Below are 14974 nucleotides of genomic sequence, written 5' to 3' on the forward strand. Positions count from 1 at the left end.
GTCTTTGTACCTGTTTCTCTAAAAAATGTGTTCGGTAGCAGGGCTGTGCGCTTTAACCGACCGCGCCTTCCAGTGTGATGCCCAGCAGGGCTTCGGCTTCTACGGCAAACTCCATGGGCAGTTCCTTGAAGACATCCTTGCAGAAGCCGTTGACGATCATGTTGACGGCGTCTTCCTCGGAGATGCCGCGCTGCCGGCAATAGAAGAGCTGATCCTCGCTCACCCGGGAGGTGGTGGCTTCGTGCTCCACCTGGGCAGAAGGGTTACGGGCTTCGATGTAGGGGAAGGTATGAGCCCCACAACGATCGCCGATTAGCAGGGAATCGCACTGGGTATAATTGCGCGCCCCCTCGGCCTTGGGCGTGATCCGCACCAAGCCGCGATAGCTCTGATCCCCTTGCATGGCCGAGATGCCCTTGGAGATGATGGTGCTTTTGGTGTTCTTGCCGATGTGAATCATCTTGGTGCCGGTATCCGCCTGCTGGTGATTGCTGGTCACCGCCACGGAATAGAATTCCCCCACCGAGTCGTCACCACGGAGAATACAGCTGGGATACTTCCAGGTGATGGCGGAGCCGGTCTCCACCTGGGTCCAGGTGATCTTGGAGCGGTCACCGCGGCAATCACCGCGCTTGGTGACGAAGTTGTAGATACCACCCACACCGTTTTCGTCGCCCGGATACCAGTTCTGCACCGTGGAGTACTTGATGGTGGCGTCGTCCAGGGCCACCAATTCCACCACCGCCGCATGCAGCTGGTTTTCGTCCCGCTGGGGCGCGGTGCAGCCTTCCAGGTAGGACACGCTGGCGCCTTCCTCGGCCACGATCAGGGTCCGCTCGAACTGACCCGTATTGGACGCATTGATGCGGAAATAGGTGGACAGCTCCATGGGGCATTTCACGCCCTTGGGCACGAACACGAAGGAGCCGTCGGTAAACACCGCAGAGTTGAGGGCGGCGAAGAAGTTGTCCCGGTGGGGCACCACGGTGCCCAGGTACTGCTGAACCAGTTCCGGATACTTGTGCACCGCCTCGGAGAAAGAGCAAAAGATCACGCCGGCTTCGTGCAGCTTGGCCTTGAAGGTGGTGGCCACGGAAACTGAATCAAACACCGCATCCACGGCAACCCCGGCCAGTTGTTCCTGTTCGTGCAGGGGAATGCCCAGCTTTTCATAGGTCTCCAGCAGCTTGGGATCAACCTCGTCCAGGCTCTTGGGGGCTTCCTCCTTCATCTGCTCCTTGCTCTTGGGCGCGGAGTAGTAGGAGATGGACTGGTAATCCAGGGGCGGATGCTTGACCTTGGCCCAGCTGGGATGCTTCATCTCTGTCCAGGCACGATAGGCCTTCAGCCGCCATTCCAGCAGCCACTCCGGCTCATCCTTCTTGGCGGAAATATGCCGGATGACGTCCTCGTCCAGCCCCGGCGGCAGGGTGTCCTGCTCAATATCGGTGACCCAGCCGTGCTTGTATTCGCGGCTGACGATTTCGTCCATTTCTTTTTGATTGGTCGCCATGGGTATTCCTCCTAGCCAGCGAGCTCAGGCGTCCTGTTGTCGGTCGTCATTCGCTTCCGGTCGGCTGGGAAACCAGCGCAAGGGAAACTCCGGTCGAATGAGCTCGTCCAGGGTGATTTCGGTCAGGGTATTGCGGATGACGTTGTTGATCTTTTGCCAGCCTTGGCCAACGCCGCAGATCGATTCCAGGCTGCAATCCCCGTCCTCGTGACTGCATTCGGTCACCGCCACCGGTCCTTCGATGGCGTCGATAATGTCGGCGGCGCTAATGTCGGTGGCGTGTCTGGCCAGGGCATAGCCGCCGGCGGCACCCCGGGTGCTGGTCACCAAGCCGCCTCGGGCAAGGGCTTTGAGCACCTTGCTGACGGTGGGGCTGCCCAGGCCGGTCCGCTGCGCCACATCCGCCGCCGAGTGGCGCATTTCCGGGTGTCTGGCCAAATGGGCCAGCACCACGGTGGCGTAGTCTGTCAATTTGCTCAGTCGCAGCATTTGGACCGCCTCCAATGAATGTGGACTATTTTAGTCCGAATTCATTCCTGGGGCAAATCCAGGCTGGCTGGTCAGACCGGAAGATGGGGGGTAGTATGCCGCAGCTTGAACGCCCGCCCAGTTCAACCCCCTGGCCAGACAGGAAGCCGCATGTTCAGAGATCACAACGAGCGGATCGGGGTCTTCTTTGCCACCGCTACCTTCTGCTTTTACGGACTGACACCGCTGTATTTCAAGGCCGTTCAGCATGTGCCGGCCCTGGAGGTTCTGGGGCACCGCATTTTCTGGTCGGTGCTGTTTCTGGTGGGGCTGCTGTGGTGGTGGGGTGGCTCCCGGGCGGCGGCCCGTTCGCTCATGTCCTGGAAGGTGCTCCCCTGGCTGTTCCTGAGTGGCGCCATCATCGGTTTCAATTGGGGTGTTTTTATCTGGACGGTGCATGCCGATCGGGTGCTGGAAGCCAGTCTGGGCTATTACATCAACCCACTGGTCAATGTGCTGCTGGGCTTGCTGTTTTTTGGGGAACGGCTGCGTTGGCCTCAATGGGTGGGGGTAACTTTGGCGGCGGCCGGAACCGTTAATATGGTAGTTGCCCAGGGGGTTCTGCCATGGGCGGGTCTGGCACTGGCCTTCAGTTTCGGCTTTTACGGCCTGGTGCGAAAAAAGGTGGCGGTCAAGGCCAGTATCGGCCTGCTGGTGGAAACGGCGATGCTGTTACCCCTGGTCTTGCTGGCTGCGGCCTGGGCCTGGCAGGCGGATATGCTGAGCTTTGCCCACGGCGACCTGAAGACGGATCTGTTGCTGATTTCAGCCGGGGTCATCACCACGCTGCCCCTGATCTGGTTTGCCAATGCCGCCCGTCGTTTGCCCCTGTCGGTGATCGGATTTTTCCAGTACATCGCGCCCACGGTCACGCTGTGCCTGGCGGTCTTTTTATTTGGGGAAGACTTCACGCCTGCTCATGGGGTGACCTTTGCGCTCATCTGGATCGCCCTGGCCCTGCTAATGGCTGATACAATTCGCTACCGTCGTCTCAGTCGATCATCCCTCGAACGGAAGGATTAAACCCCCAACATGGCGTATTCGGATACCTGGTTGCTGGTCGCCGCCGGCGTACTCACCCTGATTCTGCTCATGGTCCTGTGGTGGTTTATTCGCCGCCGCCACCAAAATCTCAGACATCTACTTAAACGCCATGCCTGGCGACAGGCTCGGGATGTGGTGATCCCGGATGGCATGGATGGGCATGTGCATATCGATTATGTCCTGCTGACCCGCCGCGGGTTGGTGATTCTGGAGACCAAGGAGCTCAGCGGAGCGGTATTCGGTGCCGAGAAGATGGATGAATGGGTGATGCTGGATCGCAGTCGTCGCTACGGCTTTCGCAATCCCCTGGCGGAGCTGGATGATCGGGTGGCGGCACTGAAAAGCTTTGTCGAAGGCATTCGGGTGGAGGCTTATGTGCTGATCACCGGGCCTGTGGAGTTTCCCAAGGGACGCCCGGTGCGCACCCTTCGCATTGATGACCTGACCGACAGACTGGAACCGGTGAGCGGTGAGGTCCCGGATGGTTGGCGCGGGCTGTGGAACAAGATTGCCGGCCGCGCTGAAGGCTAATTCCAGGGTTCCGACACGCGCCCGGAGAGAATGAGTTTCTTTCAGCGCTTCACGGCTCGAGTACAGGGTGGAACTGTCCCAGGGCGCATGGACCCATCCCTGGGGCTCTGGGCGCGACATCCTTGTCGCGCCCAGCCCTGGTCAGCCCCACCCTGTACTCGATCCTCCTGTCTGAAAGCAGTGGAGGTGTTAGCTGGGTTTTCCTTCAAGGGACCTATTGCTTCGCGTGGGCCGCCAGGACCTCTGCGACGCAGGCGGTGAGTTTCTTGCCGGTATCGATGTGCAGAAACTCATTGGGCCCGTGGGCATTGGACTTGGGGCCCAGCACCCCGGTGACCAGGAACTGGGACTTGGGAAACTTCTCCGCTAAAAGTCCCATGAAGGGAATACTGCCGCCCATGCCCATGTACATGGCGTCCCGCCCGAAATGATTCCGTGAAGCCTGCTGCATGGCTTCATCCAGCCAGGGATCAATGGCGGGGGCGTTCCAGCCGCCCTGGGGGGAATCAATGCTGAAGCTCACCTTGGCCCCATAGGGTGGATCGCTTTCCACTTTCTGTTTGACGGCCTCGCCCGCGGCATGGGCATCACAGGTGGGGGGCAGTCGGAAGGAAACCTTGATCGCGGTATAGGGGCGCAGCACATTGCCCGCATCGGAGAAGGGTGGAATGCCGTCCACGCCGGTGACCGAAAGGGTGGGGCGCCAGGAATTATTGAGCAGCAGCTCGTAGGAATCGTCGGCGACCGGACGCATCCCCTCGGCTGCGAAGGGGTATTTCTTGGCAATGGTGTCGCCCAGGGCATCGGCGGCTTTGCGGGCCTGTTCAAGGCGCTCCTCGGGCATGGCCACATTCATCTCATCAATGTGGATTTGGCCGGTGGCCGGGTCTTCGATGCGTTCCATTACCTCGCGCAAGATCCGGAAGCTGGAAGGCACAATGCCGCTGGCGCTGCCCGAGTGAACCCCTTCTTCCAGCACGTCCACCCGCAGGGTGCCCACCAGATTGCCCCGCAGGGAGGTGGTGGTCCACAGCTGCTCATAATTGCCGCATTCGGCATCCAGGCAGACCACCAGATCCGGGGTACCGATGCGCTCGGCCAGGTGATCGATATAAGGGGGCAGGTCGTAGCTGCCGGATTCCTCACAGGTCTCGATCAGGAGCACGCAACGGGCGTGGGGGATGCCCTGCTTCTGGAGGGCGGCAATGGCGGTCAGGGAGCCGAACACGGCATAGCCGTCGTCGGCACCGCCCCGACCATACAGCTTGCCGTCCCGGATCACCGGTTTCCAGGGCCCCAGGTCCGGCTCCCAGCCGGTGAACTCTGGCTGCTTGTCCAGGTGGCCGTAGAGCACCACCGTGTCGTCCTTCTGGCCCTCCACTTCCACGTAGAGCAGTGGTGTGCGGCCTTTGAGCTTGACCACCTCCACATGCATGCCGTCCACCGGCTGTTTTTTGCACCACGCTTCTGCCTGGGCAATGGCCTCGTCGATATAGCCGTGTTTTTCCCAGTCGGCATCAAAGTGGGGCGATTTAGCCGGAATCTTGATGTATTCCTCCAGCTCCGGAATGATCTCCTCATCCCATTTGCTGTTGACGAAGTCTTTCAAAGCATCAGTATTCATAAGTAACCTCATTGTCTGTTGTGACTCTTTTTGGAGTGACACAGAGGGGTGTTATTTGAATAGATCACCGTAGGAGCGAATTCATTCGCGATAGGCTCGGGCGGCTCTACCAGAGGTGTCCAGAAATCGCGGATAAATCCGCTCCTACGGCAATCTAACCATTCCCGAATAAATAGTTCCTCTGTGTCCTCTGCGGATTCTCCGCGCCCTCTGCGTCAAAAATTCCAGCCCCTCTACAGCCGATTAACTCGATGGTAGAGCAAAGAACCGCTCAGCGTTTTCGGTGGTTTGGCGGGCCAGGGTTTCAGGCTCCACGCCGCGGCATTCGGCCACCCGGGCCAGGATATGGGGCAGCCACTTGGGTTCGTTGCGCCGGGTCTTGGGCTTGGGCTTGAGATCCCGGGGCAGGAGATAGGGGGCATCGGTTTCTACCATGATGCGATTATCCGGAATCAGGCCCACAATATCCCGCAAATGCGTACCCCGTCGCTCATCGCAGATCCAGCCGGTGATGCCCACGTAGAGATCCAGCTCGAGATAATGTTCCAGCTCTTCCCGCTCACCGGTGAAGCAATGGATGATGGCGCGGGGCAGATCCGGCAGATACTCCTTGAGGATGGCCAGAAAATCCTCGTGGGCATCCCGTTGATGCAGGAAGACCGGGTAGCCGATGTCGCAGGCAATCTCCAACTGGGCACGGAAGGCCCGGTGCTGGTCTTCCGGTTCCGAGAAATTACGAAAGTAATCCAGGCCGCATTCCCCCACCGCCACGCAATTTTCGGACGCCAGAAAGTCCCGCAAAAGGCCGGTGGTTTCCTCCACATAATGCTTGGCCATATGCGGATGGACACCCACCGTGCTCCAGAACTTGCCCGGCCATTGCTCGGCCAGGGCCAGGGCCTGTCGGCTGCCCTTGACGCTGGCGCCAGTGAGAATCATGCGGGTCACATTGGCGTCATCGGCTGCCTGGATGACCGTTTCACGGTCGTCGTCAAAGCTGTCGTGGCTGAGGTTGGCGCCGATGTCGATCAGGGGCGCCGGGGAGCGGGTGAGGGCGGTCATGCCTTGGAGGTCTCCTTCGCGTTGCTTGGGATCGGGAACGAGCCGGGAATTCTGAGGGAGATTGCCCCTGGCCTCAAGGGCCGGGGCGATGACTGGGCTGGACGGGGTCCTGGCGATAAAAGCGGCGGAGCTGCTCGTAGACCTCGGGCCAGGTCTGTTTCAGGCGCTCCGGTGCTTCGAAGAAGGTTTCACTGACCACCGAGAAAAATTCCCCCGGGTTTTCCAGGGCATAGGGGTCCACCGGCGGCTCACGGTCGTCGGCTTCTACAATGGCTTGAAGGGATGCCCAGGCGGCCGTGAATACCCGCTGCCACTGGGCGGCATCCATATCCTTGTGCAGGGGCGGCGAGCCATTGGGCCCGTCGGCCAGCATGTCCAGTTTGTGGGCCAGCTCGTGGATCACCACGTTGTAACCGCTTTGACTGTCCGTGGCCTGGACATCCTCCCAAGAGAGAATGACCGGACCCTGGCCCCAGGCTTCCCCGCTCAAGGGATGCCGGTCCCGGTGAACCACGCCGAAATCATCCTCATACTCGTGTTGGGGGATGAATTCCGCAGGGTAAACGATTACCGAATACCAGCCCTCATACCAATCCAGGCCCAGCTCCAGGATGGGTACCACCGCCATGGTGGCAATGCGCAGCTGCATGGCATCGTCGAGGTGCAGTCCGCCGCCCGACTCGAATTGTTTTCTGAGAATAAAGCGCAGGGACAGGGATTTCAGACGTTCCCGTTCCGCGCCCTGGTAACGCCGGGCCACCGGCCAGTCGGCGATGGCCGACTCCCATTGGGCGTGATTCACGGGCAGTCGTTTGAGACGATAGTCTTCTCGCCAGCGGCGTAAAATTCCGAACATGAGTTAAATGAGCTTTTTGCGCTAGACTAGGTCAGGATACTACGTCACAAACCTGGGAGGCTCCATGAGCACAGATGAATTTGATACGGATGAGCTGAAAGAGCATGTGACTGCACGCCAGACCTGGCTGCGTTTGGTGTATATGGTTATTTTCCTGTTTTTTGCCTGGGTGGCCAGTTTTGTTTTCGGGGTGGTCATTCTGGTGCTCTTCCTTTGGCATCTGTTTTCCGGCAAGCCCAACCCCCAGGTCAAGGCCTTTGGCCAGAGTATGAGCAGTTGGGGTTATCAGGTGTTGCGCTTTCTGAGCTATAACAGCGAGGAACTTCCCTTTCCCTTTGATGCCTGGCCCAGTGGTCCGGTGGACGGTGCTGCAGCGCCCCGGAAGAAGGCGACCCGCAAAAAGGCCGCCAAGAAGAAGAAAACCGCAAGCACCGGGACCGGTGGCAGCGACAATGAGTCGGATGAAAGGAAGAACAGCTGATGGCCGCCGAAATTTGGGCCCTGGTGTTCATGTGCCTGTTTGTCGCCCTGGCCTGGTTTCCGGCCTCGGTGGCCAAGAAACAGGCCTATGGACTTCGCTGGCTGGCCTCCAACCGGGAAAGCGAGGGCCTGCCGCCCCTGCCGGAATGGGGTCAGCGGGCCATGCGGGCCCATGACAATCTCCGGGATAACTTCCCGGCCTGGGCGGCCTTGGTGCTGCTGATCATCGTCATGGACTGGAGCTCGGCCACCAGCGCCTGGGCGGCAACATTGTTTCCCATCGCCCGGGTGGGTCATATGGTGAGCTATATCGGCGGCTGGTTCATGCCCCGGTTCATCTGCTACACCGTTGGCCTGATCTGTACCCTGGTGCTGGCCGGCGTGGCCATCTGCGGCTTGCTGGCCTGACAGATACTATCGCTTGGGGGTTTAACACGGAGACCACGGAGAAAAGCAGGAATGATGTCTCCGCTTAGGCAGGCATAAAAAAACGGCGGCCCTCGGGCCGCCGTTTTTCTGCTCACGGTTCACTGGGAATTGTTCACTCTCTTTCCCACCAGAACAACCCCCGTTCCTCGGGGTGGTTGCCGATCTGGTTCATGGTGTGGGCATCAAAGAGACGGCCATTGACCATGACGTAATCCACAAACTCCGTGTTGCGGATGTTTTCCAGGGGATTGCGGTCCAGCACGATGACATCGGCCAGTTTGCCCGCTTCCAGGCTGCCCAGATGCTCGTCCATGCCCAGATAACGGGCGGGATTAATGGTGGCGGTCTTGAGCGCCTCCATGGGCTCCATGCCGCCTTGGGCAAACATCCAGATCTCCCAGTGGGCCGCGAGTCCTTCCCGCTGACCATGGGCACCGATGTTCACATCCACGCCCCGTTCCATCAGTTGGCGGGCATGGTTGGCGATGTCGAATTGGACGTATTCCTCCGCTTCCACCTTGGCCCGGCGACGGGCCGCCGGGTCAATGATTTCCCGCGGCACAAAGCGAGTCAGGCGTTCGTGTTCGAACACATTGGTGTGCTGATACCAGTAGTTCTCACCACGAAAACCGCCATAGCCAACGCCCAGGGTGGGGGTATAGCCCACATTGGTCCCCCCCCAGAACTGCAGCACATCCTCATAGGTATGGGGCACGCTCAGCGAGTGCTCGATACCGGTATGCCCGTCCTGGACCATGGTCATATTGTGCTGGAAGAGGGCACCGCCCTCAGGGTGCACATGCATGTCCAGTTTGCGGGCCGCTTCCATGATCTGCTGACGCTGGTCCCGACGTGGCTGGTTATAGCTCTTCACGCTGAAGGCACCGGATTTTTGCAGGCGAGTCAGGTGATCCCGGGCATCATCCAGGCTGTCGATCTCCACTGTGAAGTCCGTGGTAGCGCCATACAGGATACGACCGGTGGAGAAGATCCGCGGTGCGGTGATCTTGCCGGTGCGGCCCATTTCATGGGCGGCGAATACCGTATGGGTGTCATTGGAGGGATCATGATAAGTGGTCACTCCAAAGGTGAGACTGGCGTGGTTGATCCAGTTTTCTTGCGGGATGATCTGATTGTTGCCCTGGGAACCGTGCCAGTGGGCATCGATCAGACCCGGCATCACGGTCTTGCCGGACACATCCTGCACATGGGCCCCATCCGGCACATCTACTTCATCCGCCGGGCCCACGGCCACGATGCGATTGCCTTCCACAACCACCGTGCCGTTGTCGATGACTTCCATATCATCGTTCATGGTGATGACCTGGCCACCCACAAATGCCACGCTGCCTTCCGGTACGTCGGCGGGGGCGCTGTAGCCGATGTCGCGGCCATCGGCCACCGGCATGTCCACTTCGTCGATCTCGCCGTTGAGGAAGTCAAAGACCTCATCCAGGCCGGCGCTGTAGAGTTCGGGTCCGGTGGACCAGTGGAGGTTCTCCGAATCGGACCAGTGAATGAAATCACCGGTTTCCTTGGAGACGCGTTGCAGGGGCAGGGCACGGGTATCCGGGCCCAGCTGTACGGTCTGGCCGGAGACGGCAAAGGGCGCCACATAGGCGTTGTAGCGTTCCTGGAAGGCTACCCATTGCTGGTCCGGTGAGACCCGGAAGTTGCTGGCCCAGGTGGTGGTGAAGTGGGTTCTTTCCTCGCCACCGTCCAGATTCACGCTCACCAGGTTACGGGTGTCATAACCGGCATAGCGCATTAAAAAGACCCGATCATTGTCACGTCCGAAGTGGGCGCTTTGACCGTTATCGGTGATCTTTTCCACATCACCGCCCCGGGCGCTGGCCCGGAAGAGGCCGGTGGTTTCACCCCACCAGGGGGACCGCTGCATATTACCCGAGAGCTTGCGGAAGACCACCGTGTCCCCGTCCGGGGAAAAGGCCGGCTCAATGTAATGGCCCGGCTCCTCGGTGATTTCCCGGCCTTGGCGGCCACCCCGGGCACGAATCACCCGCACCGCACCCAGGTCTTCGTCACTCCAGCTCACATAGGCGATATGGCGCCCATCCCGGGAGTAGGTGGGGTAGAACTCGAAGTGATCATCCTGGCGGGTGAGCCGCTCGGGCTCGCCGTCGGGCAGGTTGCGGGTGTAGAGATGGCCGCGGGATTCATAGACCACTTGATCCCCATCGGGGGAGGCGGTGACCCAGCGGAGCATCTTGGCGTCCACGCTATCCGGGGCCGGATCGATGGGCGGGCGTTGGGCGGTGCGGATCTCACGCTCATCCTGCACTTGGAAGGCGATTTCCTCCGCCTCACCGCTATTTACATCCACTTCATGGATTTTGCCGCCGGCCCAGTAAATGATGGATTCACTATCGGGGGCCCAGGCCATATTGGCATAGACGCCATGGATGGCCCAGATTTCCTGCATGTCCCGTTCCAGGTTATCGATGACCTTGTGTTCGCGGCCGGATTGCTTGTCCTTGATGAACAGGGCGGTGTCGGCGCCCACCCGGCGAACGAAGGCAATGGACTCTCCGTCGGGGGAGGGGCGCGGATGAATGGCGCCACCCGTGCCGGAGATGTAGGTGCTTAGCTCGCCGGTTTCACGATCCAGGCGGCGGATGTCATAGATACCCGGATGGGGGTCCTTGTCATATTGGAAGGTGTCCCCCTCGGTGGTGTCCTGGCTGAAATAGAGATAACGGCCGTCCCGGGAGAAAGCCGGTTCGTTCAGGTCTTGTTGGTCGTTGGGCCGTTCCACCATCTGCATGCCGGCACTGGTGCCGCTGCGATGGTAGAGCCACATCTCCCCGGCCCCCAGGGAGCGGGTCCCGGTGAAGTGCTTGCGGGCGGCAATGTATTCGCCATCCGGGCTCCAGGTGGGGTTGTTCAGAAGACGAAAGCTCTCGTCAGTGATCTGGCGCGGATCGCTGCCATCGGCGCGCATGATCCAGATGTTGTCACCGCCATTGCGATCGCTGGTGAAGGCCAGCCATTCCCCGTCGGGGCTGTAGCGGGGCTGCATGTTCCAGGCCATGCCCGAGGTCAGGGCCTCGGCCTCGCCGCCGCTGCGGGGCATGCGATAGATATCGCCCAGCATGTCGAAGACGATGGTTTCACCATCCGGGCTCACATCCAGATTCATCCAGGTGCCCTCGGTGACCTCCAGGGGAACGGTCTCACTGGGGCCGGGGGGATTATTGACATCCCACTCCTCATTTTCCTCGGCAACCGCCGAGCCTGAGGCAAGCACGGCTGCCAGGCTTAAGCCGGCGGCCAGTGTCAGCGCCTTTCGATATCGCATGGAATACTCCTTCGTGGGGGAAAATAAGGGGTTCACCCGGCCAGCTTGTAGCCGATACCGGATAAAGGCATAGACTACCTAAAATGGGCAATTGAATCTAAACTGTGACCGAAGGGAACCAAGGGGGTTCCTTCATCGGCGAGGTAGGGGCAATGAACGTAAAAGCAGTGGGATTGATAGTGGTACTCTTTTTGGCAGGCTGCGGCAACGGGGTTAATCAATCCGTGGATATCGATCCCGGCAGTGAACGACACCAGGATTTTCGCACCGTCAATGGCACCATTACCGTGGGTGAAGCGGCCCGGGTGGAGGGTGTGCTGGAGACCGTGAATGGGGGCATCCGAGTCGGGCCTGAAGCGGAAATAGGCCGTGCTGAAACCGTCAATGGCAGTATCCGTGTGGAAGATGGGGCGACTACCGCCCACCTCACCACAGTCAACGGCAACATCCGCATTGCTTCCAATGTGGTCATCGACGGCAATCTCAAGACGGTGAATGGTGCCATCGGACTTGGTCAAGGAAGTCGCTTGAACGGGGATCTTAGCAACTTCAATGGTGGTATTACCATTGAAGGGGGGCATGTGGCCGGCAATGTGAGCACCCGAACCGGGGATATACGTATTATCGACGGCGCCCGGATTGAAGGGGACGTGCATGTTCAAGCCCGCAGCCGCGGTGATGTGCAGCGGGATGTGCGTGTGGTCATCGGTCGAGAGGCGGTGGTGGAAGGGACCTTGCGCATGGACCGGCGGGTGCAGTTGCTTGTGCATGAAAGCGCCCAGGTGGGGGATATTCAGGGGGCCGAGGCTGAAACCTTCACTGGCGACGAACCACGTCGGTGATGAGACAGGCATTACCCAAAATCCAGTGGCGGCGAAGCCGCAGGGCTCGGCGTCTTAAGCTTGCTCTCTGTCCCTGGCGGGGTATCGAACTGGTTCTGCCTCCGGGGGTCAGCGAAGCCCAGGGGCAGGCCTTTCTCGATAGCCGTCGCGACTGGATGGAGGCGGCCTGGGGACGTATTCGGCGAAAGGTCCCGGAGGCTTTTCAGGAGAACGCACCTGAGTCTTTGCTATTGGCGGCCATCGGTCGCCGTTATGACTTGCAATACCGGCCTCTGGGCGATCGCCTTGAGCAGCGGGGCAATGTGCTGCTGGTCCCGGGGCCGGCGACACAGAGCAATGCTCGCTGTCGGATCAAGCCCTGGCTGATTGCCCAAGGTCGGGAGATCCTGCCCCAGTGGGTGGCTCGAGTCGGTGAGCGCACCGGTTTGGCTCACCAGCGAGTCCAGGTCCGTGATCAACGTACCCGTTGGGGCAGTTGCTCGGCCCGGGGCACCATCAGTCTCAACTTTCGAATCCTCTTCCATGAGGCCCGGGTAGTGGATTACCTGATTCTGCATGAACTCTGCCATACCCGGCACATGAATCACGGCCCCCAATTTCGGGCGCTGGTGGCCCGATTTGAGCCCCAGTGGCAGTCACTGGATCGGCAGCTCAGCCAGGCGGCGGGGGGCGTGCCCGGCTGGATTGGCTGGTAAGGAGTGTTTTATGTCGGAATGGCCCCTGCTCATCACCGCTGAAAGACTCAGGCAGGAAGGGGGTGTGGTTCAGGTCCTTGACTGTCAGGCCCAGCTTTCCGATCCGAAGGCCGGACGCCGAGCCTGGTTGGCAGGGCATATCCCCGGGGCCGTACACCTGGACCTGGAAAAAGACCTCAGTGCGCCGGTCAGTGAGCGTACCGGCCGCCATCCCTTGCCGGATCCCCAGCAATTGATCCGCACCCTGGGTGAGAAGGGTATCCGCCCGGATCGCCCCATTGTGATCTATGACAACAGCGGTGGCGCCTTCGCCGGCCGTGCCTGGTGGTTGCTGCGCTGGCTCGGCCATGAGTCGGTGGCGCTGCTGGATGGGGGGCTCGCGGCCTGGCAGGCGTTGGAGGGGCCGCTGGAGGAAGGGGCTCAGTCTCGGCCGGTCACCGAATATGCGGGGCGTCCCGGGCAGATGCCGGTGGTGGATGCGACGACCGTCCAGTCCCGTCTGGCAAGTGATGAATTGCTTCTGCTTGATGCCCGGGGCAGTGCCCGATTCAAGGGGCGTGAGGAGCCCATTGATCCGGTGGCAGGGCATATCCCCGGGGCGGTTAATCTGCCTTTCATGGACAATCTGGATAAGAATGGCTACTGGCGTCGCCCCGAGGAGCTTCGAGATCGCTTTGAGGCGGTTCTATCCCCATTCGATCCCGAGCAGTCAGCTCATATGTGCGGCTCCGGCGTGAGCGCCTGTCATAATCTGTTCGCCATGGAGTTGGCGGGCCTTAAGGGGTCGGCGCTGTATGCCGGCTCCTGGAGTGAATGGATTCGGGATCCGTCCCGGCCATTGGCAAGAGATCCCTGAGGTCCTCATATAGAGGGTGGGGGGATTAACACGGAGATCACGGAGAAGCACGGAGGGTCACGGAGGGTCACGGAGAAAAGCATAATGTCAGAGGGGGCAGCCTCGTAGGAGCGGCTTTAGCCGCGATTGGGCGGACTGAGTTCTGAGCCAGGCACATCCGTTCCGTTCTTACTTAGCGTCCTTGGTATGCCACCAGCAGGGCCGGCAGGGCTTCGGCGGCGCGGGCCCGGATGGCGATATCCACCGTGTTCATGTCGCTGGTTTGTGGGTTGATCTCGGCGGTGGTGGCGCCGTGTTCCCGGGCCAGGTCGGCCAGGCTGGCGGCCGGATAAACGGTGGCCGAGGTGCCGATGGCGATGAAAAGCTCGGCCTTCCGGGTGGCGGCTAGGGAACGACTCAAGGCGGTCTCGGGAATGGATTCGCCGAACCAGACCACCCCAGGGCGAACCAGGCTGTCACAGATACGGCAACGGGGCGGTTTATCCGGATAGTCCTCCACCCGCATCATATGGCCATTATCCAGGCAAAGATTGCGATGGATATTGCCGTGGAACTCAATCACGTCTTCATGTCCGGCCCGCTGATGCAGGCCATCCACGTTCTGGGTGACCAGGGTGAGTGAGGGATGGCTGTGGGCGAGTTCAGCCAGGGCCTTGTGGCCGGGATTTGGTTCCACCGACAGCACTTTCTTCCGCCGCCATTGATACCACTGCCAGACAAAATCCGGGTCTTTCAGAAAGGCATCCGGGCTGGCCAGGTCCTGGGGCTGGTACTTGGCCCAAAGGCCTTCCTGAGGATCGCGAAAGGTAGGCACGCCGCTGTCGGCGGAGATGCCCGAGCCGGTGAGTACCGTGACATGCTCGGCTTGCTGCAAGGACTCGGCCAGTTGTCGAATGGTATCGCTCATGATGTGGGCTTGTTATGTGCATTAGGAACGTCATTTTTTAACATGAAGACCATGGGGAGTTCACCTGTGCTTGTGGGAGGGCCATTCCTGGCCCGACTGGGTCAAGGCTGTAGAGGGTTAGGGTTTGAACACGGAGATCACGGAGGAGCACGGAGAGTCACGGAGGGACGGGCAATGCATGGAAGGAAACGCCGTAGGAGCGGCTTTAGCCGCGATTGAATGGGGGCGTAATCTTCTGATGCCGGGGGCATCGCCCGGCTCCAAACAAAAAAAGCCCCGCCGAAGCGG

At 60.2% G+C, this 14974-nt stretch carries 14 protein-coding genes; 7 read left to right on the plus strand and 7 right to left on the minus strand.

Annotated features, from left to right (window positions below):
* Window positions 1-52: 52 nt before the first annotated feature.
* Both sufB and J2T60_RS03670 read right to left on the minus strand, forming a co-directional pair.
* A complete protein-coding gene (sufB, locus tag J2T60_RS03665) occupies window positions 53-1513 on the minus strand; it encodes a Fe-S cluster assembly protein SufB (protein ID WP_253445566.1) in 1461 nt (486 codons plus the stop codon).
* Window positions 1514-1537: 24 nt separating this feature from the next.
* Window positions 1538-2002, minus strand: coding sequence for an SUF system Fe-S cluster assembly regulator (locus tag J2T60_RS03670; protein ID WP_253445569.1), 465 nt, complete (start codon window positions 2000-2002; stop codon window positions 1538-1540).
* A gap of 150 nt (window positions 2003-2152) precedes the next feature.
* Between J2T60_RS03670 and rarD the strand changes: the two genes are divergently transcribed.
* Both rarD and J2T60_RS03680 read left to right on the plus strand, forming a co-directional pair.
* The gene (rarD, locus tag J2T60_RS03675) at window positions 2153-3064 is read left to right on the plus strand and encodes an EamA family transporter RarD (RefSeq protein WP_253445572.1); all 912 of its coding nucleotides are present in this window, start codon (window positions 2153-2155) and stop codon (window positions 3062-3064) included.
* A 9-nt stretch (window positions 3065-3073) separates the two neighbouring features.
* Window positions 3074-3616 (plus strand): nuclease-related domain-containing protein, encoded by a 543-nt coding sequence (locus tag J2T60_RS03680; RefSeq protein WP_253445575.1) that lies wholly within the window; start codon window positions 3074-3076, stop codon window positions 3614-3616.
* Window positions 3617-3830: 214 nt separating this feature from the next.
* On the opposite strand, the gene J2T60_RS03685 is transcribed toward J2T60_RS03680, so the two are convergent.
* The 3 genes from J2T60_RS03685 to J2T60_RS03695 all read right to left on the minus strand — a co-directional run bounded on the left by J2T60_RS03685 (window position 3831) and on the right by J2T60_RS03695 (window position 7158).
* Window positions 3831-5240 carry a M20 family metallopeptidase gene (locus J2T60_RS03685; protein ID WP_253445578.1) on the minus strand — a complete coding sequence of 470 codons (1410 nt, stop codon included), beginning with the start codon at window positions 5238-5240 and terminating at the stop codon, window positions 3831-3833.
* 243 nt (window positions 5241-5483) lie between these two features.
* Complete coding sequence (locus tag J2T60_RS03690; protein WP_253445581.1) at window positions 5484-6302, minus strand: TatD family hydrolase; 819 nt, start codon at window positions 6300-6302, stop codon at window positions 5484-5486.
* A 73-nt stretch (window positions 6303-6375) separates the two neighbouring features.
* Window positions 6376-7158 (minus strand): M90 family metallopeptidase, encoded by a 783-nt coding sequence (locus J2T60_RS03695; RefSeq protein ID WP_253445584.1) that lies wholly within the window; start codon window positions 7156-7158, stop codon window positions 6376-6378.
* A gap of 64 nt (window positions 7159-7222) precedes the next feature.
* Here J2T60_RS03695 and J2T60_RS03700 point away from each other — a divergent pair, with 64 nt between their 5' ends.
* Window positions 7223-7639, plus strand: a complete 417-nt coding sequence (locus tag J2T60_RS03700) for a DUF4389 domain-containing protein (RefSeq protein ID WP_253445587.1) — start codon at window positions 7223-7225, stop codon at window positions 7637-7639.
* Window positions 7639-8046 carry an MAPEG family protein gene (locus tag J2T60_RS03705; protein WP_253445590.1) on the plus strand — a complete coding sequence of 136 codons (408 nt, stop codon included), beginning with the start codon at window positions 7639-7641 and terminating at the stop codon, window positions 8044-8046. Before J2T60_RS03700 ends, J2T60_RS03705 begins: the two co-directional genes overlap by 1 nt.
* A 133-nt stretch (window positions 8047-8179) precedes the next feature.
* Here the strand turns inward: J2T60_RS03705 and J2T60_RS03710 are convergent, their stop codons facing one another.
* Window positions 8180-11386, minus strand: coding sequence for an amidohydrolase family protein (locus J2T60_RS03710; protein ID WP_253445593.1), 3207 nt, complete (start codon window positions 11384-11386; stop codon window positions 8180-8182).
* A gap of 152 nt (window positions 11387-11538) precedes the next feature.
* Here J2T60_RS03710 and J2T60_RS03715 point away from each other — a divergent pair, with 152 nt between their 5' ends.
* Genes J2T60_RS03715 through J2T60_RS03725 form a run of 3 tightly spaced genes read left to right on the plus strand, consistent with a single transcriptional unit; the run spans window position 11539 to window position 13779 of the window.
* Window positions 11539-12228 carry a DUF4097 family beta strand repeat-containing protein gene (locus J2T60_RS03715; protein ID WP_253445596.1) on the plus strand — a complete coding sequence of 230 codons (690 nt, stop codon included), beginning with the start codon at window positions 11539-11541 and terminating at the stop codon, window positions 12226-12228.
* Window positions 12228-12923 (plus strand): M48 family metallopeptidase, encoded by a 696-nt coding sequence (locus J2T60_RS03720; protein WP_253445600.1) that lies wholly within the window; start codon window positions 12228-12230, stop codon window positions 12921-12923. The genes J2T60_RS03715 and J2T60_RS03720 overlap by 1 nt, the downstream gene beginning before the upstream one ends.
* A gap of 10 nt (window positions 12924-12933) precedes the next feature.
* Window positions 12934-13779, plus strand: coding sequence for a sulfurtransferase (locus J2T60_RS03725; protein ID WP_253445603.1), 846 nt, complete (start codon window positions 12934-12936; stop codon window positions 13777-13779).
* Between the two features lie 172 nt (window positions 13780-13951).
* Here J2T60_RS03725 and J2T60_RS03730 read toward each other — a convergent pair whose 3' ends face one another.
* Window positions 13952-14686 carry an SIR2 family NAD-dependent protein deacylase gene (locus J2T60_RS03730; protein ID WP_253445606.1) on the minus strand — a complete coding sequence of 245 codons (735 nt, stop codon included), beginning with the start codon at window positions 14684-14686 and terminating at the stop codon, window positions 13952-13954.
* Window positions 14687-14974: the final 288 nt, after the last annotated feature.

The organism is Natronospira proteinivora (genome assembly GCF_024170465.1).
Taxonomy (GTDB): Bacteria; Pseudomonadota; Gammaproteobacteria; order Natronospirales; family Natronospiraceae; genus Natronospira; species Natronospira proteinivora.

Coding starts and splice junctions, on each gene's coding strand:
- sufB (WP_253445566.1), bottom strand. CDS start 1,513: ATGGCGACCAATCAAAAAGAAATGGACGAAATCGTCAGCCGCGAATAC.
- J2T60_RS03670 (WP_253445569.1), bottom strand. CDS start 2,002: ATGCTGCGACTGAGCAAATTGACAGACTACGCCACCGTGGTGCTGGCC.
- rarD (WP_253445572.1), top strand. CDS start 2,153: ATGTTCAGAGATCACAACGAGCGGATCGGGGTCTTCTTTGCCACCGCT.
- J2T60_RS03680 (WP_253445575.1), top strand. CDS start 3,074: ATGGCGTATTCGGATACCTGGTTGCTGGTCGCCGCCGGCGTACTCACC.
- J2T60_RS03685 (WP_253445578.1), bottom strand. CDS start 5,240: ATGAATACTGATGCTTTGAAAGACTTCGTCAACAGCAAATGGGATGAG.
- J2T60_RS03690 (WP_253445581.1), bottom strand. CDS start 6,302: ATGACCGCCCTCACCCGCTCCCCGGCGCCCCTGATCGACATCGGCGCC.
- J2T60_RS03695 (WP_253445584.1), bottom strand. CDS start 7,158: ATGTTCGGAATTTTACGCCGCTGGCGAGAAGACTATCGTCTCAAACGA.
- J2T60_RS03700 (WP_253445587.1), top strand. CDS start 7,223: ATGAGCACAGATGAATTTGATACGGATGAGCTGAAAGAGCATGTGACT.
- J2T60_RS03705 (WP_253445590.1), top strand. CDS start 7,639: ATGGCCGCCGAAATTTGGGCCCTGGTGTTCATGTGCCTGTTTGTCGCC.
- J2T60_RS03710 (WP_253445593.1), bottom strand. CDS start 11,386: ATGCGATATCGAAAGGCGCTGACACTGGCCGCCGGCTTAAGCCTGGCA.
- J2T60_RS03715 (WP_253445596.1), top strand. CDS start 11,539: ATGAACGTAAAAGCAGTGGGATTGATAGTGGTACTCTTTTTGGCAGGC.
- J2T60_RS03720 (WP_253445600.1), top strand. CDS start 12,228: ATGAGACAGGCATTACCCAAAATCCAGTGGCGGCGAAGCCGCAGGGCT.
- J2T60_RS03725 (WP_253445603.1), top strand. CDS start 12,934: ATGTCGGAATGGCCCCTGCTCATCACCGCTGAAAGACTCAGGCAGGAA.
- J2T60_RS03730 (WP_253445606.1), bottom strand. CDS start 14,686: ATGAGCGATACCATTCGACAACTGGCCGAGTCCTTGCAGCAAGCCGAG.